This is a genomic window from Xanthomonas hydrangeae (assembly GCF_032697525.1).
GTDB classification, from domain to species: domain Bacteria; phylum Pseudomonadota; class Gammaproteobacteria; order Xanthomonadales; family Xanthomonadaceae; genus Xanthomonas; species Xanthomonas hydrangeae.
This window is the reverse complement of sequence record NZ_CP103836.1, coordinates 4,626,005-4,647,142: the sequence shown is the minus strand read 5'-3', so window position 1 is coordinate 4,647,142 and position 21,138 is coordinate 4,626,005. Positions and strand designations below refer to the sequence as shown.

The window sequence follows — 21,138 nt, the reverse complement described above, 5'->3', positions numbered from 1 at the left end:
AGATGAGCCTGTTGGATGAGAAAGGAAAGATGCGCGCGCCCAGCCTTGCTAGCGAACCGAACAACAGGCATGGCATATTATTCAAGTATGCTGCGATGCAAAAAATTCGTATATGCAGCCAGCAGTCCAGGGACTTGTATTGCAATCGTTTGGAGAATCATTGCAATCGTTTGGAGAATTATTGCAATCGTTTTTCTGGATTAATACCAATGAAAATTTCCATTGGATCCCAGCCGACCGAGTATCTGCACTGAGCGAAAATTATTGAAACAACGCTTGCAGAGTCTGCTGATGTGATACCGTTTTTTCGTGCATTACATCGGGCAGGGGATGTGGAGCAGATCCCAGATGTTCGTCACCTGCCGATGACTCCGGTTTGTTTCTAGTAGCCATGCAGTGTGTGATCTTCAACACGGACTCTGATGACATGACGCTTGCTCTGGACAACAAAACGCAGGAACGGCATGCCGACTGGTCGGGGGTGCCGATCGATCTGGGCGGGATGGAGCCGCTCGATCAGATCGCACGCCTGGTCTGCCATGCATTGGTAGCGCCTGCTGCTGCGCTGACCATTACCGAAGGCGGCCGCTTACGTGTACTGGCGGCGCGCGGCATCAGCATCGGCCATGTCGAACAGGCCATCGCGTCGTGTTGCCAGGTCAATGCCGCCGCCAACGGCGTTTCCGAGTTGATCGGTCACTCCGCGCTGGCACCAATTCAATTGGGCGATGCAGCGTTTCCCGGATTGCCGGCGCGCTTCATCGCCTGTGTGCCGGTCGGCACGCCGCAAACCGGTGTCTCCGGCACGCTGTGCGTGATCGATACGCGTGAGCGCCATCTGGCCAGCCAGGAGCATCAGCAACTGCTGATGTTCGCCAACGTGGCCGCCGCGCAACTTGAATTGCAGTTCGGCGCCGGCCGTCGCGAACCGCATAGCGGCCTGCTCAATGCGCGTCAGCTGCAATCGGATCTGGATGCCCTCGCCTTCGGCAGCCACTGCGTGCCGACCATCGCCTCGTTCATCGAAGTCTACGACACCCAGGCCGCCAACGAAGCGCGTCAGGCGTTGGGCATGCAACCGTTGGAAGAGCTGATACGGCACGCCAGCTACGTGCTGACCCGCGCACTGCGTGGCAAGGCCACCGTGTATCACGTGGCACCGATGCGGTTTGCGTTCTTTCTGTTGAACTCTGCGCCCGACGAGATGGAAGACCTGTTGCTTGATCTGCGGGACATGCTGCATCAGCCGATGGATGCAGCCGGCGTGCCGATGTCGTTGACCTTTCACGCCGGCGTTGTGCGCTTTGCGCCGCAGCAACCCGACACCAACGATGTCATGCGCAAGGGGCTAGTGGCGTTGGGCGATGCGATCAACAACCACGCCATCGTGTGCTGGTACAGCGCCCTGCACGACGATGCGATTCAGCGCTCTTACCGCCTGGCATTGGACGCAGAACGTGCATTGGACGCCGGTGATTTCCGGCTGGTGTTTCAGCCGCGCATCGACCTTGCCGACCTGTCGGTGATCGGTTTCGAAGCGCTGCTGCGCTGGCACCACACCAGTCTGGGTCCGATCGGCCCGGACGAATTCATTCCCCTGTTCGAAAAGACCGCCCTGATGTGCACCGTCACCAACTGGGTGATCGAAACTGCGCTGGTGCAGCTGGCCAAGTGGCGGGCGCAGGGGCTGGATTTCTCGATCTCGATCAATCTGTCTTCACGCGATTTCGGCAACCTCAATCTGGCTGCGGATGTCATCAATCGCTGCAGGGAACTGGCGATCCCCACCTCGCGGATCGAATTGGAAATCACCGAAGGCCGCTGGTTGCGCAGCAATGTGGAAGCAGTCCCTCGGCTACGCGCACTGCGCGATGCCGGCGTCAGCGTGGCCATCGACGATTTCGGCACCGGCTACAGCAACTTCGGTTACCTCACCGAGTTGCCGGTCAACGTGCTCAAGCTCGATCGCTCGCTGGTCACCGGCATCGCCACCAAGGCCGGCATGCAGATGCGCGCCGAGGCGGTGGTGCGGCTGGCCAATGCGCTGGGCTATCGCACCGTGGCCGAAGGCATCGAACATGCCGACGAAATTGCGCTGTTGCGCAGCTGGGGATGCGACGAAGCGCAGGGCTATCTGCTCGCCCGCCCGATGGAAGCGCACCTGGTGGCCGCTTACGTTGCGCAGGCGCTGGCCGCGCAGCGACTGCCGTGAGCGCAGGGTTCAACTCAGATCGTGCAGCGCCTTGCCCAATGGTGGACCCAGCGTCCAGTCGGAGAAACGCACCTTCAACCCCGCGCGCTCCGGCGTGCAGCACATCGGCCCGACCCGATAGGTATCGGCCACCGGGAACGGGCATAGCCTGATCAGTGGCCAGCTGCGTCCATCGGCAGAGACCTGCAGGCGCAACACACCCTCGGCTACGGTGGCGCGAATCCAGAAATCCTTTGGGTCGGCTTCGTAGGGACCGGTCGCCCAGTCCGACACCGGATTGGTCAGCACGCTGCTGAGCATCGCGCGGCCGTCGCTGAGTTCGATGCCCGCCTTGACCCAGCGCTGCTCGTCCAGGCGCACCATGATGCCGGCCTGGTCGTAGAGCGATGCGTATTGAGCGCGCACGCGCAGCTGCGCGGTGAAACCCGCTGCAGCCGTGACGCCCAGAAAATGCCCGCTATCGCGGGTAAATCCGTAATGGGTCTGCCGCCAGAAGTCTGTGGCCTGGTCGGTCACCATCTCCAAGGTGTCACCATCGATCTCCACCGTCTTCGGCCGGTTAAGCCAGATACCACCGTGCCAGGCCGTGTCATGCGGCATGCTGATCTCCGAATTTGTTGTGACCTGCTTTTCCCCGGCTGCGCGTCTTCACGCATGTGCCAGCGCGTGATCCAGTGCCGCACAGATCGCCGTCACCTGCGCCGCATTGCATTGCGCGGGCGTTGCCCGCGGGCTGTCCGGATACACCTCGGTGGTGGTGCGATAGCGCGCCTGCGTCACGCCGGCGCACAAGCCCAGACGCCGCACCGGATAGTTGATGACACCATGGCCAACCACAGGTGCGCCGATGATCTGGCCCTGCGCATCGGCAGGCGCGATGTGGGTGATCTGCGCCACCGCCGCAATCACGGCCTGCTGAAATTCCGGTTGCGGATCTTCGCTGTCGCCGACCAGATAGAAACCATCCGGAATAGTGCCCGACACGTACGCAATACCGTCGCGCGCGGCCAACGCCGGGCGGAATTCGGTTTCGTCGCTGTCGGTGGTTTCGTGCAGATCGATATGCACGTGCATCTGCCCGGGCAGTGCGGCGACCAGCTGCATCAACGCGGCCGATTCTGCTGCAGGACTGTCCTGGCGAAAGGAACGATTCGGATCGATCGCATCGGCATTCCAGCGCTGGATGCGCTCATACCCCCATGGATTGATGCAGGGTGCCACCAGCAGATTGATCCGGCCCGCGTAGTGGCCGGCGCGTTGCTGCAAGAACTGCAGTGCGCCCTGCACGCCACTGGTTTCGTAACCATGCACACCGCCGGTGACCAGTGCACACGGCAGCGCAGGGTCCCAGTCGGCAGTTCGCAATGCCATCAACCGATAGTGTTCGGTTGCCGCGCTGATCGTTGCGTAGTGCACGCGTTCAAAGCGCGCATCCATGCACTCGATGGGCTGCACGACATCGTCAGCATAGCTGCGCTGGCGCAGCTGGCGTGCACGCCATGCACTGCGCTCTGCCTCACCCCAGGGGCGCCCTGCACTGCCGATCGGATAAGCCGTGTGCTCTGTCATCACTGCAACCGTTTGCCGAAGACCGACAAGGGTAAGCGTTGCGAACAAGCCGGTCCATGGCAGTGCCAGATCGCGCACGCTGCCGCATCCAAGCCTGTCTCGGAATCAGAAAGGCCCTGCATCGCAGGGCCTTCTGTGTTCACCAGTACACGGCGCGGCGGCCCGCGTTGCGGCTCACTTCTTCGCAATGACGCCCGGGGTTGCATCCCGCACCAGAAATTCTTCGGTCAGCTGCGGCAGATAGTCCAGCAACCAGTCGGCCATTGCATGTTCCTGCTCCAGTATCTGCTCGCACACGCGCTGGGTTTGCACATCGCCCACCGTCCTGGCTGCACCCAGCAACGCGGTGTAGGTGGCGATCTCCAGATTCTCGAACACATAGCCGGCCATCGCGCCCTTGACGATTTCGTCGGAGGTGGTCATGCCGCCCATGGCCTGGCCGAACGCGGCCATCTTGCCCATGGTGTCCTTGATCACCGACGGCGAACCGCCAAGGCGCTCGATACAGGAATCGACCAGGCGCTGCTGGCCCAGCGTCTCTTCCAGGTGCTGCTCGAGACGTGCCTTGAGCTGGGGATAATGCTCGATGCGCGCCGCCTGGGCCTTGAGCATCTGCTCGGCCTGCTGCTCCATGGCATGCGCATCGCGCAACCAGTCCATCAAATTTTCCTGGGGTTCGGCCATGCGACATCTCCTGTTGTGTGCGAGGACTTCAGCGTGGCGCGCGCCGCATGAAAGACACGGCTGCACCAGGTGAGCGCGCAGTGGGACGTCCACATGCAATTGACATCACGACTCAGCGAATTGGCCGGCAAGAGTCGAGTCAACCGTCTGGCAGCTATGCAAAACCTGCAGACACTGTCAGCGGCGCGACATGGAGGGTGAAGAATTTCCCTGCAATCGATGGCAGCGCCGCACAAGGTGTGCAAAATTTTCCTCACCCTTGCCGATGCGTTGCGCACCAACAGATTGAAGACCGCGCCTTTCCAATCCAATCGCCATCAGGCGACCTCAAGCGATGGGGTGCTGCAATCGTTTGTGCTTGCAGACCTCGAACGACATCGCGAAGTGCCTGCCCAAAAACGCAACAGGCCCTGCATCCAGCTGACGCAGAGCCTGTCGTGCTGCAACCCGCACCGGCACGCCATCGGCGCCCCGAACGGCGGATTTAGACTGCTTCTTCCTGCGGCTTGGCCTGCTTGGAACGGCCACCCTTGCTGCCGATACGCGACATATGATCGCGGTCGCGGCTGACTGCCTGGCCGCCCTTGCGACCCGCCTCACGTGCTTCGTCGCTGGTGAATTCATGTACATTGCCGCTGGCGTGGGCAGCTTTTCCACCGCTGCTGGCCAACACGCGGCGCTTTTCAGGATCCAATGCGGCAAAGCCGCGCCGGCTACGAGTAACGTTCTGTCCGTCTTCCACTGTGCCTCCTCTCGATGCTTCGTTGGTACGCCATTGGGTAATGGGGCCAACGCAACAATCGTGCCAACCCGCAAACGCAGGCCACACGGTGCACGTCCATGGGGTGTCGGAAAAAACGGCTGCGCTCGCTGTGCAAATCTTGCACTCCTGTCAGCAGGAGGTACCTGCCGCTTGCGGCGATGCATGGGTAGCGCTACCAATGCTCGCCTGCAATGGGCGATCTTCCAGCAACGCGGCAACGTGCGCGGCGATGCTCAGGCAGCAGGTCAACCCCGGCGATTCGATGCCGAACAGATTCACCAGCCCGCCGATGCCGTGCAGGCCTGGCCCATCGATGCGGAAATCAGCGGCCGCCTCGCCGGGCCCGCTGATCTTCGGCCGTACGCCGCAATAGCCGGGCTGCAATGCGCCCTCCGGCAAGCCAGGCCAGTAACGCCGTATCGCCGCAACGAAGCTGTCTGCCCGCGTTGGCTCGCAGTGGTAATCGGGCGCACTTACCCACTCCACATCAGGGCCGAAGCGTGCACGCCCGTGCAGGTCCAGGGTGAGATGCACGCCCAGGCCGCCAGGTTCGGGCAGCGGATAGATCAATTGACCAAACGGTGAGCGGCCGGCCAACGTGAGGTAGCTGCCCTTGGCGAAGTAGGCCCGCACCTGTGCACGCGCGGGCAAACCATCGGTGCGGGCAGCCAGGGGTGGCGCGCCATGGCCGGCCGCATTCACCAGCCAGTTGCAGGTGAGCGATACCGGCGCATGGCCGTCACCTGCAATCGCAAGACGGAATCCCGCTGCACTTGGCTCGACGTGTTCCACCGTCGTGCGCAGCGCCACGGTGGCGCCGTGCGCTTCGGCATCGCCCTGCAATGCCAGCATCAATGCATGGCTGTCGATGATGCCGGTGGCGGTGGACTCCAGAGCGCCAACGCAACGCAGCTGCGGCGCGCGCGCTCGCACCTGCACCTGACTGAGCGGCACAACACCGTGCGCACCACTGGCCACCGCGTTGTGATGCAGCCGGTCGAGTTGTTCGCGTTGCCCGTGATCGCACGCAATGATCAATTTGCCGCAACGCCGATACGGCACGTGACGTTGCTCGCAATAGGCATACAACACGGTATTGCCGCTGACGCACAACTGCGCCTTCAACGACTCGGCCGGGTAGTAGAGACCTGCGTGGATCACCTCACTATTGCGCGCACTGCTGCCGGTGCCGATCGCGGCCTGCGATTCCAGTACCAACACCGCATGCCCCTGCAGCGCGAGGTGGCGCGCAATCGCCAGCCCCACCACGCCTGCGCCCACCACCACACATTCAACGTCGTGCATATTCGGCCTCGAACCATCGGAAACTCAGCGGACATACACCATAGCGCACAGGATTGTCGCGACCGGTATCACTTTTTTCTCACTATCTGCTCTTATATTTAGGTCAGGTTATGTTGAACCGCACAGTGATGCGAGGCGACGAACGTTTTCCTGGCCTTGGTTGGGGCGTGCGTTGTTTTACCCACCCGAGTAAAAGCAGTCGCGGCCGGTTGGCAGGTGCGATAACCGAAGGAGTATCGATGGACGCAACGCGCTCGGTCCTGCTGGCCTCCAATTACCAGGCCTGGCCAGAGGCCTTCAACGGGCAGGCCTATGCCTTGCTCAATGTCATCGGCAGCCTGGAACATGCAGACCTGCTGTGTCCGCCCGCGGCGGAGTACACCAGTGGGCGCGGGGTCAATCCGGGTGTGTCGTATCTGCTCAACGAACTGAAGCATCGCGGCGCCTCCGCGCTGCATCGGTTGAGCGGGCGGCCTGCCCTCTCCAATGCACAGCCACGCAAAGTCGAGCACGACTACGACCTGTTTTTCTATGTGTGCCAGTTCCCCAGAGAGCTGAGCGCGCTCGGACGCATGGACGGCTGGCGCAAGCGCTGCCGCACGCGTGTGGTGTACCTGCTGGAAACCTGGCCTGAGCTGCTGGAATCGCAAAAGACCGAATTGAAACTGCTCGATCAGTTCGATCATGTCTTCGTGCTCAATGCCAGCTGCGTGGATGCGCTGCGTGGCTACACCAGCACACCGGTGTCGTTTCTGGCTAGCGCGTGCGACACCTTGTTGGCAACCCCGCTGCCGCGTGCGCCACAGCGTTGCATCGATGTGGTCAGCATTGGCCGGCGCGTGCCGCAGGTCCATGCGCAATTGCTGGCGCATGCGCAGGCCAACCCGGGATTTTTCTATCTGCACGACGTGCTACGCGGCGGTGCGGTGCAGGACTGGGCTGCGCACCGCCTGCAATCGACCGCCATGATCAAGCGCGCCAAGTTCTTCATGGCCCACGACTTCACTGTCGACACGGCAGGCTTCTTCAAGGGTGTGAAAAAACAGGCCTTGGCTACGCGCTATTTCGAAGGTGCCGCAGGCGGCGCGATCGTGCTGGGTTCTGCGCAAGGCTGCCCGGAATTCCGGCAGTTCTTCGATTGGGACGATGCGGTCATCGACCTGCCATCAGACGTCCGCGACATCGGCCAGTTTCTGCACGATCTGGAACAGCAGAGCGAGCGGCTGGATCGCGCACGCCTGCACAATACCGTGCAATCGCTACGCCGGCACGACTGGGCGCACCGGTGGGCGCAGATTCTGCAGACGCTGCAGCTGCCTCGCCCGGCGTTGATGACCGAGCGTTTTTCCATGCTCGACAACCTGGCGGCCATGGCCGAACACGCTGCCTGCTCCCCGGCACCCGTGCTGAGCATGACTGCATAACGTTGCATCGCAGTGCTCCGGCATCACGCAATGCTCCAGCCCCCAAAGGACGTATCAATGAAAGCAGTCATTCTGGCTGGCGGACTGGGAACGCGCATTTCCGAAGAAACCGCCATCCGCCCCAAGCCCATGGTGGAAATCGGCGGCAAGCCGATCCTGTGGCACATCATGAAAATTTACGCGCACCACGGCATCCAGGATTTCGTCGTGTGTCTGGGGTACCGCGGCGAAGTGATCAAGGATTTTTTCATGAACTATCACATGCGCGAATCGGATGTGACCTGCGACCTCGGCAGCAATACGACCACCTTGCACAACACCCGCGCCGAACCCTGGCGGGTGACGCTGGTGGACACCGGTGCGCAGACCATGACCGGCGGCCGGCTGCGCCGCGTGCGCGAGCATCTGCGCGGCGAATCGGCGTTTTGCATGACCTACGGCGATGGCGTGGCCGATGTGGATATCGGCGCAGCCATCGCGCTGCATCAACGCGAAGGCCGGCTTGCCACGGTCACTGCGGTGCAACCGCCCGGCCGCTTCGGCGCGTTGCGGGTGGAGGGCGAACACGTCACCGGCTTCCGCGAAAAACCGCTGGATGGCGACGGATTGATCAACGGCGGGTTTTTCGTGCTGGACCCACGCGTGATCGATGTGATCGAAGACGATGCCACCGTGTGGGAGAACAGCCCGCTGGAAACGCTGGTCGACCGCGACGAGTTGAGCGTCTATCGCCACGACGGGTTCTGGCAGCCGATGGACACGCTGCGCGACCGCAATCATCTCGAAACCCTCTGGTCGTCCAATCGCGCGCCCTGGCGCGTGTGGGAGTAACAGCATGCGCATTCTGATCACCGGCAACATGGGCTATATCGGGCCGGTAGTGGCCGCGCATTTGCGACAACGCTATCCGCAGGCCTGGTTGGTGGGGCTGGATCGCGGCTGGTTCGCGCATTGCCTGTCCGACCCGCGGCGCCTGCCGGAAGTCGTGCTGGACCAGCAATGGTTCGGCGATGTGCGCGACCTCACCGCGCAGCAACTGCAGGGTTTCGACGCGGTGGTGCACCTGGCGGCGATCTCCAACGATGCGATGGGCAAGCGCTTCGAGCTGGTCACCGACGCGATCAACTGCAAGGCGAGCGTTGCCGTGGCGCATGCCGCCGCACAGGCCGGCGTGCGCCACTTCGTGTTCGCCTCCAGCTGCAGCGTGTATGGGGCAGCCGCCGATGGCACGCCGCGCTCGGAAACCAGCGCCATCGCCCCGCTGACCGCGTATGCGCATTCCAAGATCGATACCGAACGTGCGCTTGCGCAGCTGGACACCGACATGGTGATCACCTGCCTGCGTTTTGCCACTGCCTGCGGCGCCTCGCCACGCTTGCGGCTGGATCTGGTGCTCAACGACTTCGTCGCCAGCGCCGTCGCCAACGGCACCGTGGAGGTACTGTCGGATGGCTCGCCGTGGCGACCGTTGATCCATGTGCGCGATATGGCGCGCGCCATCGACTGGGCATTGAGCCGCACACCGCTGGCCGGTGGGCAGTTCCTGTTCGTCAATGCCGGCTCGGCACGCTGGAATGTGCAGGTACGCGATCTGGCGCATGCGGTCGGTGTGGCGATTCCCAGCGCAACGGTGTCGATCTCCAGCAACGCGCCGGCCGACAGCCGCTCGTATCGTGTGGATTTTTCCCTGTTCGAACGTCTGGCTCCCGAGCATCAACCGCAGGAAACCCTGCGCTCCACCATCACCGAACTCCGCGACGATCTGCAGCGCGCCGGCTTCACCGATGGCGACTTCCGCCAGAGCTCGGACTTCATCCGGCTGCGCATCCTGCAGCAGTTGGTCGATGCCGGCACCCTCGCAGCGGACCTGAGGGTGGCTGCATGATCTTTCACCCTACCCCGCTGGCAGGCGCGTTTGTGATCGAGCCGCAGCAACGCGGCGATGCGCGCGGTTGGTTTGCAAGGGTGTTTTGCACCCAGGAAATGGCGCAGGCCGGCCTGGTCGATCAGTTCGTGCAGGTCAACAATTCGTTCAATGCGCAGGCCGGCACCTTGCGCGGCATGCACTACCAATTGCCGCCTGCCGCCGAGGTCAAGATCGTGCGCTGCATTCGCGGTGGGCTATGGGATGCGATCGTGGATCTGCGCCCGGATTCGCGCACCTACCTGCAGTGGTACGGCACCGAATTGACTGCAGACAATCGTCTGGCGCTGTACGTGCCGCGCGGCTTTGCGCATGGCTTCATCACCTTGCAGCCGCAGACCGAAGCCTTCTACTTCGCCAGTGCGATGTACACTCCGCAGGCCGAGCGCGGCTTGCGCTGGAACGATCCACGTCTGGGCCTGCAGTGGCCGCTCGAGCCGCAGCTGATATCCGACAAGGATGCCGCCTGGCCAGACTTCAACGAACACCAGCACGGCATTGCGCAGCTTGCCGGGCTTACCCAGAAGGAGCGCGCATGAATATCGATCGTCTCTTGCAGGCACGCGCCGACGCAGGTCGCCCATTGCGGGTTGGCCTGTACGGTGCGGGCTTCATGGCACGCGGCATCGTCAACCAGATCGCGCACTCGGTGCCGGGCATGCGGGTGTCGGTGATCTGCAACCGCAGCGTGGACAAGGCGCTGGAGGCGTACCGCCAGGCCGGCCAGCATGCACGTGTGGTGGATGGCGCCACCGAATTGAAGCGCCAGATGGCTGCCGGCATTCCTGCCGTGACCGATGACCCTGCATTGGTCTACGAATGCGACGCACTGGATTGCCTGATCGATGCCACCGGCGCCATCGAGTACGGCGCGCACATCAGCCTGGGCGCCATCGCCCATGGTCGTCACATGGTCACGATGAACGCCGAGCTCGACGGCACCGTCGGCCCGCTGCTCAAGCGCAAGGCCGATGCGGCCGGGATGATCTTCAGCGCCTGCGATGGCGACCAGCCCGGGGTGCAGATGAACCTGTATCGGTTCGTGCGCTCGATCGGTTTGACGCCGCTGCTGTGCGGCAATATCAAAGGCTTGCAGGACCCGTATCGCACACCGGCGACACAAGCCGGCTTCGCCGCGAAGTGGGGCCAGGACCCGCATATGGTCACCAGTTTTGCCGATGGCACCAAGATCAGCTTCGAACAGGCGATCGTGGCCAACGGCACCGGTATGTCGATCCTGCAGCGCGGCATGACCGGCCATGAGCATCGCGCGCATGTGGACGCATTGACCGAGCGCTACGACATCGAGGCGTTACGTGCAGTGGGCGGCGCGGTGGATTACGTGGTGGGCGCCCTGCCTTCGCCCGGCGTGTTCGTGCTGGCCAGTCACGACGATGCCAAACAGCAGCATTACCTCAATCTCTACAAGCTCGGCGAAGGCCCGCTGTACAGCTTCTACACGCCGTATCACCTGTGCCATTTCGAAGTGCCGTTGTCGGTAGCGCGCGTGGTGCTGCTCGGCGATGCAGTGCTGCAGCCGCTCGGTGCGCCGCTGGTGGAAGTGATCGCCACCGCCAAACGCGACCTGGCCACCGGCGAAACCATCGACGGGCTCGGCGGCTACATGAGCTACGGCCAATGCGAGCGCGCCGATGTCACCGCAAACGCACGGCTGTTGCCGATGGGCGTGGCCGAAGGCTGCGTGCTGCGGCATGCGGTGGCCAAGGACCAGGTGCTGACTTACGACGACGTGCAGTTGCCGGCCAACCGCCTGATCGACCGGCTACGTGCGGAACAGGCCAGCGTCTTTGCCGACGCTGCGGAAATGGCCGCCTGAGCGCAGAGACATCGGCCTGCGTCCGCGTGCCGATGTCGCAGCCGATGGCAGCGCTGCCTGCCCGTCCCACCATCCGCGTCCTGCAGGCCGGGCGTGCGCTGGCCGCGATGATGGTGGTACTCAGCCACAGCGTCCTGCCCACCACGCACCTGGTGCAGCGGTTACCCGCATGGCTGGGCGCAGCGTTGGCGCATGGCTATCTGGGCGTGGATTTTTTCTTCGTGCTGTCGGGCTTCATCATCTACTACGTCAACCACGCCAGCGCGGGCACGCCAGGCTGGAGCCGCGACTACGCCAGCAGCCGCATAAGCCGCATCTATCTGCCGTACTGGCCGGTGGGTGTTGCGTTGGCGCTGGCCTACGCGCTGCGGCCCAGCCTGGATGATGGCGACATGGGTTGGTCGTGGTTTGCCACGCTGACCCTGCTGCCGGTCGATGGAGCCTCCGCCCTGGGCGTGGCGTGGACGCTGAGTTACGAGCTCATGTTCTACGCGTTGGCATGGTTGTTCTTTCGCAGCGGGCATCCGTTGCGGTGCGCACTGGCGTGGGCGACAGTGACGCTGCTTTATACGGCGTTTGGCGCAGCGTTCGAGCAGCCGATCGATGTGTCCTGGCGTGCGCTGCTGCTGCATCCCATCACCCTGGAATTCGTCTTCGGCATGCTGGCCGCACGCGCGGTGTTGAGCGCCGCACGCTGGCCGTTGTGGGCCAGCATCGCGGTCGCGGTGGTCGCGCTGCTGTGCTTCATGCTCGATGGCATGCAACGCGTGCATTCGCCGCTGCTCGGCCTGGCGATCGCCGGCGCATTGGTCGGCCTGGTGCGGGCCGAATGGCGCGGCTGGCTGCGCATCGGCCCGACCCCGCTGCTGCTCGGCAATGCGTCGTACGCCATCTACCTGGTGCATATGCCGCTGATGTCGCTGGTGGCGCGCACCACACGCCGACTCGGGCCGCTGGCCACCTGGCCGGTGAACCTGCTGCTCAGCGTGAGCGCCGCACTGCTGCTCGGCGTGGTCTATCACCTGTGTTACGAGCGCATCGCCTTGCGGCATGCGCGTCGCACGTTGGAGCGCCGCGTTGTGCAGTGAGCATCTTTTCCGCGATAAAGCCGCGCGCACAACCTTGCAGACCCCCGTTTTGAAATCGCGCTCAACCCACCGCCTGCTCCAACATCACGCCGAAACGATCATCGCACCGCGCTGCCGCCTCGGATAACGCAGTGCCCACCAGCAGCAAGGTCGGCAAACCCGGTAGCAGTGCCGCCGCAGTGCTTCCAAGCTCGCCCAATGTGGTGAGCCGACGTTGCTGCTCGGGCCGCGTAGCGGCCTGCACGATGGCCGCCGGCGTGCTGGCAGGCAGATGCGCCAGCAACGCACTGGCCAGTGCATCGGCGCGCCGCAGCCCCATGTAGATCCCCAGCGTCGTGCCGCTGGCAGCAAGCGCGCCCCAATTCGGCTCGCCGTGATCGTGCGTATGCGCGGTGACGAAGGTGATGCCGTGGCAATGGCTGCGATGGGTCAACGATACTTCCAGCGCAGCGGCGGCGGCGAATGCGGCACTGACGCCGTTGATGATCTGCACACCCACCCCGGCGCGGCGCAGGAAGCTGATTTCCTCCCCTGCTCGTCCGAACAGTAGTGCATCGCCACCTTTGACGCGCACCACGCGCAAACCCTGCAAGGCGTAGCGCCGCATCAGCCGGCAGATGAAGTCTTGCGGCGTCGATCTGCAACCACCGCGCTTGCCGACCCGGATCACCCGCGCCTGCGGTGCGAGTTCGACGATGTCCGGGTTGGCCAGATCGTCCAGCAATACCACTTGCGCGGCGGCGAGCGCCTTGACTGCCTTGATCGTGAGCAGTTCCAGATCGCCGGGGCCGGCAGACAACAACACCACATCGCGCGTGCAGGAATGACTGACGGACATAAGAAAGATCTCGCGGTGTGTGGAAGTAGGGACGTGCGCTCAGGCGAGCCGTGGTTGCCGGCACAGCCGGGTGAGTTGCGGAACGCAGGAGCCGCAGACGCTGCCGCAGCCCAGGCGTTGTTTGAGCTGATCCAGATCGGCGCCGTCGTCGATGGCGGCATGAATCGCAGACCTCGACACCTGCATGCAGGTGCACACGATCGGGTCGCTGGGCGCGCGTTGCGTCTGCGCAAACACTGCCAGTCGCGGACCACGCCACGCGTTGCCTGCCAATGCGGTGGCAAGCACGAAGTGATCGGCTTCGCTGGGCTGCGCAGCGGTGAGCAACAGGCCATCGATATGGCTGTGGCCGTCCTGCGTGCGCCAGCCGACGCGGCGCATCAGGCCGCGGCGCAGATCGCGGTATTCCAGGACGTCCGCGCCGGCCGGCAGCTGCAAGGCAGCGATCAGGCGATCGAGCCATTGCGCATCCGGTGCGCGTTCGCAGGCCGCATGCAACACCGCCCAGTGCCCGCCTGCCTCCGCCAGCGGCTCGGCATGCAGCCGCAGCGATGCATAGCCGCACTCGCGCAACAGCGGCTGCAGCGCCTGTTGCAAGGCCAACGCATCACCGCGCCGTGCGGCCAGCAGATGCCAGCCGAATACGGCTTTCTCCACGCGCACCGCTGCGTGCTTGAGCTCGGGCTGCTGCGAGCGCGCATCCACCGCCGGGCTGCTCACTTCATTAATGCCGCCGCTGAACAGGCTCTGCCCGCTCCAGTGCATCGCGGCGAACACGGTACCCGAGCGCAGTTCGTCGGAGAGTTCCAGCGGCAGCACCAACGCGCCGCGCTTGCTCGCAATCTGCACCAGTTCGCCGGCCACCAGACCGCGTCGCGTCGCATCGTCCGGGTGCATGCGCAAAGCCGGTTCCGGGCTATGCGCAAACGCCGCAGGCACACGCCCACTGCGCGACATGCCATGCCACTGGTCGCGCAGGCGGCCGGTCAGCAGCCGCATCGGAAAGCGTGCCGAGGTCGGCTCGGCCACCTTGCGGTACGGCGTGGCATGGAAGCGCGCGCTTCCGTTGCCGGTGGCGAACACGCCATCGGTATAGCGCCGTGCCTGCCCGTGTGCGGCACCGGCCGGAAACGGCCACTGCTGCGGGCCGCAATCCAGCATCGCGTAATCCAGCCCACCGATATCCAGATCGCGGCCAACCGTCAGCGCACGATGCTCGTCGAAGATCTGCGCGGTGGTATCGAACGCGAATAATCCCTCGCCCTCGGCGGGCGCCAGGCGTGCCTCCAGGCGGCGTGCCACTTCGCGCGCGATCCACCAATCCGCACGCGCCTGGCCCGGCGCGTCCACCGCCTTGCGCATGCGGGTGATGCGGCGCTCGGAGTTGGTCACCGTCCCGTCCTTCTCCCCCCAACTGGCTGCCGGCAACAGCACATCGGCATACGGCACGGTGTCGGTGCCGGAAAACGCATCCTGCACGATCACCAGTTCGGCCTGCTCCAGTGCGGCACGGATGCCCTCCGCCTCCGGCATCGAATGCACGGGGTTGGTGCACACGATCCACACCGCCTTCAGCGTGCCTGCACGCAGGCGCTCGAACAACTGCACGGCCGGCGTGCCGGCAATGGCGCTCACACGGCCGGCGGGCAAATTCCACAAGCGTTCCAGCTCCGCACGGTCGTCGGCATTGCCGATCTCGCGATGCGCCGCCAGCATCGTCGCCATCCCCCCAACCTCGCGCCCGCCCATCGCATTGGGTTGGCCGGTCAGCGAAAACGGCCCTGCACCCGGCTTGCCGATCTGCCCGGTCGCCAGATGCAGATTGATCAGGGCCAGATTCTTGTCGGTGCCATGCGCGGATTGATTCAGGCCCATGCAATACAGCGACAACGCCGCCGGGCTGCGTCCGAACCACTCGGCCGCCTGCACCAGATCCTCATGCGAGATCCCGCAGATCTCGGCGCTCATGCGCGGTGTGTACTCGCGCAGCATGTGCTTGAGGGCGTCGAAATCCTCGGTATGCGCCGCAACGAAACGCGCATCCACCAGACCCTCCCAGATCAGGTGATGCAGCATGCCGTTGAACAGGGCGACGTCGGTTCCGGGCTCGATCGCCAGGTGCAGGTCGGCCATGGCCGCGGTGTCGGTGCGACGCGGATCGATCACGATCCAGCGAATCCCGGGATTGCATGCGCGTGCATCTTCCAGGCGGCGAAACAGCACCGGATGTGCATACGCCATGTTGCTGCCGGCAAACAGCACCGTTTGCGCCAGTTCCAGATCCTCATAGCAGGTCGGCGGGCCGTCGGCGCCCAGGGCGAGCTTGTAGCCGGTGACCGCGCTGGACATGCACAGGCGCGAATTGGTGTCGATATTGTTGGTGCCGAGCAAGCCCTTGGCGAGCTTGTTGAACACGTAGTAATCCTCGGTCAACAACTGCCCGGAGAGATAGAACGCCACCGCATCCGGGCCGTGCTCTTCGACGATCGCCGCCAGCTTGTTGGTCACGTGATCGAGCGCCTGATCCCAGCTCACCGCCGCACGCGGTGCCTGCCGATGACGACGCAACTCGGGCTCAAGCACGCGCCCCTGCGTACTGGCGACGGTCTGTGGCAACGCCAGGCCCTTGCTGCACAAACGCCCATGATTGGCCGGATGCGTCGGGTCGCCTTCGATCCCGACGATGCGCTCGCCAGTGTCGTCGTGCTCGCTGTGGATCAGCACACCGCAGCCCACGCCGCAGTAGCAACACGTCGAGCGCGTGATGCGATGCATCGGCGAGGACGCGTGCGGCTGCACGGTCGCGCTGGCTGATACCTGCTGCAGGCCTTCGCTCATGCAGCCGGCTCGGCGATGGCATCGGGTTGCGACACCGGCTGCAGCACGATCCACACCGCGTCGGCTTCCACCTTGACCGGATAACGCGGCGCGCAGCCCACATCCGGCGCGCAGGCCTGCCCGCTTTGTAACGCAATCGCCCAGCCATGCAACGGGCAGGTCACGGTGTCGCCAGCCACGATGCCTTGCGACAACGGGCCGCCTTTGTGCGGGCAACGGTCGCGCAACGCGAACACCTGATCGCTGGCGGTGCGGAACAAGGCGATCGTCGGGATGCCGTCGATATCGAGTACACGTGCGCCCAACGCAGGCAATTCCTGCAGCGCACAGACGCGGATCCAGGCGTTGTCGTGCATGCTCATTCCTCCACCGTTGCGGCCGGCGCGGCAATGCGCAGCGGTTGGTATTCCTGTCGCCGTTCCCCGGCGATACGCGCCTTCCATGGGTCGACCAGGCCTTCCAGCGAATACAGCAAGCGCTCGTACAAGGCACGGCGATTGGCCGCGTCATCGACCACTTGTGCGCGGATGTAGTCCAGCCCCACCCGTGCGATGTAGTGCACGGTGCGATCCAGGTAATAGGCCTGCTCCCGATACAGCTGCAAGAACGCACCGGTGTACTCGCGTACTTCATCGGCGGTGGTCACCTTGACCAGGAAGCGCGCGACCTCGGTCTTGATGCCGCCATTGCCGCCGATATGCAGCTCCCACCCCGAATCCACCGCAATGATGCCCACGTCCTTGATGCCGGATTCGGCGCAATTACGCGGGCAACCGGACACCGCCAGCTTCACCTTGTGCGGGCTCCACATATTGGCCAGCATGGTTTCCAGATCGATGCCCATCTGCGTGCTGTTCTGCGTGCCGAAGCGGCAGAACTCGCTGCCCACGCAGGTCTTCACCGTACGGATCGACTTGCCGTACGCATGCCCGGACTGCATGCCCAGATCGCGCCACACATCCACCAGATCCTCTTTCTTGACCCCGAGCAGATCGATGCGCTGGCCACCGGTCACCTTGACCATCGGCACCGCATATTTGTCGGCGACATCGGCAATGCGGCGCAGCTCGCCGGCATTGGTCACCCCGCCCTTCATCTGCGGAATCACCGAGAATGTGCCGTCTTTCTGGATGTTGGCGTGCGCCCGCTCGTTGATGAAACGCGATTGCGGGTCGTCGATGGCCTCATGCGGCCAGGTCGAGAGCATGTAGTAGTTGATCGCCGGCCGGCAGGTGGCGCAACCGTTGGGCGTGCGCCATTCCATGAAGGCGTAGGCCTGCGCATGGGTCAGCAACTTGTGTTCGCGAATAGCGCGCCGCACTTCGCCATGGCTCAGGTCCGTACATGCGCAAACCGCCTTGGTTTTCGGCGTTTCCTGGAAGTTGGAGCCCAGGCAGTTCATCAGGATCTGCTCGACCAGCCCCGTGCACGATCCGCACGAACTCGCCGCCTTGGTGTTCTTCTTGACGTCATCGACGGTGAACAGGCCTTGCTCGCTGATCGCTTTCACGATCGTGCCCTTGCACACGCCATTGCAGCCGCAGACCTCGTCGCTGTCGGCCATCGCACTGGCACGGTCCTGCCCGCCGGTACCGGCATCGCCCAACGCGCTTTCGCCGAAGATCAAGTGATCGCGCTGCGCCTGGATCGGCGTGCCGTCCTTGAGCAACTTGAAGTACCAGCCACCATCGCTGGTATCGCCATACAGGCAGGCACCCACCAGCACGTCGTCGCGGATCACCAGTTTCTTGTAGACCCCGCCGGCCGGATCGGACAGCACGATCTCCTCGCAGCCATCGCCGCCCATGAAATCGCCTGCCGAAAACAGATCGATGCCGGTGACCTTGAGCTTGGTCGAGGCCACCGAACCGCGATAGATGCCGATGCCGAACTGCGCCAGATGATTCGCGCACACCTTGGCCTGCTCGAACAACGGTGCCACCAGGCCGTACGCAATGCCACGATGATTTGCGCACTCGCCCACTGCATACACACGCGGATCGAAGCTCTGCAGGCTGTCGTTGACCACGATGCCGCGTGAGCAATGGATACCGGCTTCTTCGGCAAGGCGCGTATTCGGGCGGATGCCCGCTGCCATCACCACCAGATCGGCCGGGATCTGGCTGCCATCGGCAAACCTCACCCCGATCACGTCGCCCTGCGCGTTGCCCAGCAACGCACTGGTCGCTGTGCTGAGCTTGAACTCCAGACCGCGCGCGCGCAGTGCCTGCTGCAACAGATTGCCCGCCACCGGATCGAGCTGGCGCTCCAGCAACCACCCGGCCAGATGCACCACCGTCACGTCCATCCCGCGCAGCTTCAAGCCATTGGCCGCTTCCAGACCGAGCAAACCGCCGCCGATCACCACCGCGTGCTGCTTGCTGCGCGCGGTCTCGATCATCGTGCGGGTGTCCTGGATATCGCGGTATACGATCACACCCTTCAAGTCGTTACCGGGAATCGGCAACACGAACGGCACCGAGCCGGTGGCGATCAACAAGCGGTCGTACTCGGCATCGGTGCCATCGGCGGCGATCACCCGACGGCGCACGCGATCAATGCGCGTGACCTCCTTGTTCAAGTGCAGATGAATCCCGTTGTCCCTATACCACTGCAGCGGATTGAGCACGATATCGTCGAACTCCTGCTCGCCGGCCAACACCGGCGAGAGCAGGATGCGGTTGTAGTTGGGATGCGGCTCGGCGCCGAACACGGTGATCTGGTACATGCCCGGCACCAGCTTGAGCAGTTCCTCCACGGTGCGGATGCCGGTCATGCCATTGCCGATGACGACGAGTCTGGGTTGCTTCATTGCCTGGATTCCTGTCGACATGTCAGACCCGCGCCGCGCCGGCGCTGGACCATTCGCTACGCCATTGCGTCTTGACCCCGGCCAGCAACGCCCAGCCACCGAGTGCGAAGGCCGCGAACAACCACATGCCGATCGCATAGCTGCCGGTGTGCTGCTTGAGCACGCCCAAGCCTGCAGCAAGCGCAAATCCACCGATGCCGCCGGCCATTCCGATCAAGCCGGTCATCACCCCGATGTCCTGTGCAAACCGCTGCGGTACCAGTTGAAACACCGCACCGTTGCCGGCGCCCAGGCATAACAAGGTCAACACAAACAACGCCAGCGTCACCATCGCGCCGCCGGCACCGAAACCTGCGATGCCCACCAACGCGGCAACCAACAGATACACCGTGAGCAAGGCACGCGTGCCGCCAACGCGGTCGGCAATCACCCCGCCCAATGGACGCATCACCGAACCCGCCAACACGCAGGCGGCCGTCGCCCACCCTGCAGTGCGCGCATCGAAGTCGAACTGATCGTGAAAATAGCCGGGCAATGCACTGGCAAACCCGGAAAATCCGCCAAAGGTCACCGAGTAAAAAAACATGAAGCGCCACGCATCACGATTGCCCACCAGTACGCGGCCATAGTCGGCCCAGCGCTTGCGTGCGACCGGCGCCGGCGCTTCTTTCGCGATCAAGACGAACACGATCAACGTCAGCAGCAACGGAATGCACGCCAGTCCGAACACGTTCTGATAACCGAACGCCAACGCCAGCATCGGTGCGAACAATGCAGCCAGCACCGTGCCGGAATTGCCCGCACCGGCAATCCCCATCGCGGTGCCCTGATGCTCGGGCGGATACCAACGCGAAGCCAACGGCAGTGCGACCGCGAACGAGGCGCCGGCAATGCCGAGCAGCACGCCCAGCAACAACACCTGCCCCATGCTGTGCACGCCCAACTGCCATGCGCCGAACAACGAGGCAATCACCGCAAGTTGAGCGACAACGCCGGCGCGCTTGGCACCGATACGGTCGGCCAGCATGCCCAGCACCAGTCGCAACACCGCGCCGCACAGGATCGGCACCGCCACCATCAAGGCGCGCTGCTGCGTATCCAGTCCCAGCGCTTGCGCGATCGGCACCTGCAGCGGACCAAGCAGATACCACACCATGAAGCTCAGGTCGAAATACAGAAAGGATGCGAACAAGGTGGGCGTGTGCCCGGATCGCCAGAACGAGCGCTGCATAGAGACCTCTTCGAATGCGATGGCCAAAAAAAACGGCGCCCCTCCGGTAAAACCGGAAGGACGCCGTTGTCCTGGATGCATGCGGATCGTCGTTGATCCGCTGCATCGTGTTCGTGTTGTTGCAGGCACGCCGTTGCACCTGCACGTAATCGCTACGCAATCAACGTGCCAACTTGCTCACCCAAGCATCACGACGCTACAAGTCATTGAAAAATAGTGTGTTGGATGCAACACGTCCGATTTCACGACGACCTACCGACACGCCAGTGCAGCTCACCATTCCCGTCTTTCGTGCAGCCTTGCACCAACAGCGGGCGTCGTGTACCACTTGCTCTGCCGCTTGGCACGCCTGATAGCGCCGAACAAAACTACTGCACGGCTGGTGCTCGGAAGCCTCATCTAGCACGCGTGCACACCGATCGAATGTCTAGGTCAAAAGCCTAGCTAGTCGAGCGCGCGGCGCCCTCGCCGCTCGCGGGACACGCCGCAAGTACGTCCATGTAGGCTCGGTGGCGGCATCCATGCCGCCACACGGTCCCGCAATCGGCAAGGACACCGCACCAGGCTGTTGGTCGGCAACTCGGTGAAGAGCTCGTCGTGGCTGGTTGTGTTG

17 protein-coding genes are annotated in these 21,138 nt (G+C 63.6%); 7 read left to right on the top strand and 10 right to left on the bottom strand.

All coding sequences use genetic code 11. The annotated features are described in order from the left end of the window. Positions 1 to 400: 400 nt before the first annotated feature. Positions 401 to 2,212 (top strand): EAL domain-containing protein, encoded by a 1,812-nt coding sequence (locus tag NYR97_RS19620; RefSeq protein ID WP_316698380.1) that lies wholly within the window; start codon positions 401 to 403, stop codon positions 2,210 to 2,212. Positions 2,213 to 2,221: 9 nt separating this feature from the next. On the opposite strand, the gene NYR97_RS19615 is transcribed toward NYR97_RS19620, so the two are convergent. The 5 genes from NYR97_RS19615 to NYR97_RS19595 form a co-directional block, all read right to left on the bottom strand. After that, on the bottom strand, positions 2,222 to 2,812 hold the full coding sequence (locus NYR97_RS19615; RefSeq protein ID WP_205391475.1) for a DUF1349 domain-containing protein: 591 nt from the start codon (positions 2,810 to 2,812) through the stop codon (positions 2,222 to 2,224). 48 nt (positions 2,813 to 2,860) lie between these two features. Beyond that, positions 2,861 to 3,781, bottom strand: coding sequence for a M14 family metallopeptidase (locus NYR97_RS19610; protein ID WP_316695340.1), 921 nt, complete (start codon positions 3,779 to 3,781; stop codon positions 2,861 to 2,863). A gap of 174 nt (positions 3,782 to 3,955) precedes the next feature. Further along, the gene (locus NYR97_RS19605) at positions 3,956 to 4,465 is read right to left on the bottom strand and encodes a ferritin-like domain-containing protein (protein ID WP_006451335.1); all 510 of its coding nucleotides are present in this window, start codon (positions 4,463 to 4,465) and stop codon (positions 3,956 to 3,958) included. A gap of 484 nt (positions 4,466 to 4,949) precedes the next feature. Further along, positions 4,950 to 5,207: a KGG domain-containing protein gene (locus tag NYR97_RS19600; protein WP_316695339.1), complete on the bottom strand. Its 258-nt coding sequence runs from the start codon at positions 5,205 to 5,207 to the stop codon at positions 4,950 to 4,952. Between the two features lie 150 nt (positions 5,208 to 5,357). Then, positions 5,358 to 6,533 carry an NAD(P)/FAD-dependent oxidoreductase gene (locus tag NYR97_RS19595; protein WP_316695338.1) on the bottom strand — a complete coding sequence of 392 codons (1,176 nt, stop codon included), beginning with the start codon at positions 6,531 to 6,533 and terminating at the stop codon, positions 5,358 to 5,360. A gap of 239 nt (positions 6,534 to 6,772) precedes the next feature. Between NYR97_RS19595 and NYR97_RS19590 the strand changes: the two genes are divergently transcribed. From NYR97_RS19590 to NYR97_RS19565, 6 genes are read left to right on the top strand one after another with little or no spacing between them, the layout of a single operon-like run. Further along, positions 6,773 to 7,957, top strand: a complete 1,185-nt coding sequence (locus tag NYR97_RS19590; protein ID WP_316695336.1) for a glycosyltransferase — start codon at positions 6,773 to 6,775, stop codon at positions 7,955 to 7,957. 57 nt (positions 7,958 to 8,014) lie between these two features. Next, entirely contained in the window at positions 8,015 to 8,788 is a 774-nt protein-coding gene (gene rfbF, locus NYR97_RS19585; RefSeq protein WP_006451332.1) for a glucose-1-phosphate cytidylyltransferase, read from the top strand. A gap of 4 nt (positions 8,789 to 8,792) precedes the next feature. After that, positions 8,793 to 9,842 carry an NAD-dependent epimerase/dehydratase family protein gene (locus NYR97_RS19580; protein ID WP_205391480.1) on the top strand — a complete coding sequence of 350 codons (1,050 nt, stop codon included), beginning with the start codon at positions 8,793 to 8,795 and terminating at the stop codon, positions 9,840 to 9,842. After that, positions 9,839 to 10,420, top strand: coding sequence for a dTDP-4-dehydrorhamnose 3,5-epimerase (gene rfbC / locus NYR97_RS19575; protein WP_316695334.1), 582 nt, complete (start codon positions 9,839 to 9,841; stop codon positions 10,418 to 10,420). The genes NYR97_RS19580 and rfbC overlap by 4 nt, the downstream gene beginning before the upstream one ends. After that, entirely contained in the window at positions 10,417 to 11,718 is a 1,302-nt protein-coding gene (locus tag NYR97_RS19570) for an NAD(P)H-dependent oxidoreductase (RefSeq protein ID WP_316695333.1), read from the top strand. Before rfbC ends, NYR97_RS19570 begins: the two co-directional genes overlap by 4 nt. Before the next feature lie 32 nt (positions 11,719 to 11,750). Further along, positions 11,751 to 12,806 (top strand): acyltransferase family protein, encoded by a 1,056-nt coding sequence (locus tag NYR97_RS19565; protein WP_316695332.1) that lies wholly within the window; start codon positions 11,751 to 11,753, stop codon positions 12,804 to 12,806. Between the two features lie 61 nt (positions 12,807 to 12,867). Here the strand turns inward: NYR97_RS19565 and cobA are convergent, their stop codons facing one another. The 5 genes from cobA to NYR97_RS19540 form a co-directional block, all read right to left on the bottom strand. Beyond that, the gene (gene cobA, locus NYR97_RS19560; RefSeq protein ID WP_205394845.1) at positions 12,868 to 13,614 is read right to left on the bottom strand and encodes a uroporphyrinogen-III C-methyltransferase; all 747 of its coding nucleotides are present in this window, start codon (positions 13,612 to 13,614) and stop codon (positions 12,868 to 12,870) included. Positions 13,615 to 13,683: 69 nt separating this feature from the next. Continuing rightward, complete coding sequence (locus tag NYR97_RS19555) at positions 13,684 to 16,482, bottom strand: nitrate reductase (RefSeq protein ID WP_316695331.1); 2,799 nt, start codon at positions 16,480 to 16,482, stop codon at positions 13,684 to 13,686. Further along, complete coding sequence (gene nirD / locus NYR97_RS19550) at positions 16,479 to 16,844, bottom strand: nitrite reductase small subunit NirD (RefSeq protein WP_316695330.1); 366 nt, start codon at positions 16,842 to 16,844, stop codon at positions 16,479 to 16,481. The genes NYR97_RS19555 and nirD overlap by 4 nt, the downstream gene beginning before the upstream one ends. Then, positions 16,841 to 19,258, bottom strand: coding sequence for a nitrite reductase large subunit NirB (gene nirB, locus NYR97_RS19545; RefSeq protein ID WP_316698377.1), 2,418 nt, complete (start codon positions 19,256 to 19,258; stop codon positions 16,841 to 16,843). Before nirB ends, nirD begins: the two co-directional genes overlap by 4 nt. Before the next feature lie 58 nt (positions 19,259 to 19,316). Further along, entirely contained in the window at positions 19,317 to 20,486 is a 1,170-nt protein-coding gene (locus tag NYR97_RS19540) for a nitrate/nitrite transporter (protein WP_316698375.1), read from the bottom strand. Positions 20,487 to 21,138: the final 652 nt, after the last annotated feature.

Bases quoted from the DNA above. Each gene is read 5' to 3' on its own strand.
- NYR97_RS19615 (WP_205391475.1), bottom strand. From the start codon at position 2,812: ATGCCGCATGACACGGCCTGGCACGGTGGTATCTGGCTTAACCGGCCG.
- NYR97_RS19610 (WP_316695340.1), bottom strand. From the start codon at position 3,781: ATGACAGAGCACACGGCTTATCCGATCGGCAGTGCAGGGCGCCCCTGG.
- NYR97_RS19605 (WP_006451335.1), bottom strand. From the start codon at position 4,465: ATGGCCGAACCCCAGGAAAATTTGATGGACTGGTTGCGCGATGCGCAT.
- NYR97_RS19595 (WP_316695338.1), bottom strand. From the start codon at position 6,533: ATGCACGACGTTGAATGTGTGGTGGTGGGCGCAGGCGTGGTGGGGCTG.
- NYR97_RS19590 (WP_316695336.1), top strand. From the start codon at position 6,773: ATGGACGCAACGCGCTCGGTCCTGCTGGCCTCCAATTACCAGGCCTGG.
- rfbF (WP_006451332.1), top strand. From the start codon at position 8,015: ATGAAAGCAGTCATTCTGGCTGGCGGACTGGGAACGCGCATTTCCGAA.
- NYR97_RS19580 (WP_205391480.1), top strand. From the start codon at position 8,793: ATGCGCATTCTGATCACCGGCAACATGGGCTATATCGGGCCGGTAGTG.
- rfbC (WP_316695334.1), top strand. From the start codon at position 9,839: ATGATCTTTCACCCTACCCCGCTGGCAGGCGCGTTTGTGATCGAGCCG.
- NYR97_RS19570 (WP_316695333.1), top strand. From the start codon at position 10,417: ATGAATATCGATCGTCTCTTGCAGGCACGCGCCGACGCAGGTCGCCCA.
- NYR97_RS19565 (WP_316695332.1), top strand. From the start codon at position 11,751: ATGTCGCAGCCGATGGCAGCGCTGCCTGCCCGTCCCACCATCCGCGTC.
- NYR97_RS19555 (WP_316695331.1), bottom strand. From the start codon at position 16,482: ATGAGCGAAGGCCTGCAGCAGGTATCAGCCAGCGCGACCGTGCAGCCG.
- nirD (WP_316695330.1), bottom strand. From the start codon at position 16,844: ATGAGCATGCACGACAACGCCTGGATCCGCGTCTGTGCGCTGCAGGAA.
- nirB (WP_316698377.1), bottom strand. From the start codon at position 19,258: ATGACCGGCATCCGCACCGTGGAGGAACTGCTCAAGCTGGTGCCGGGC.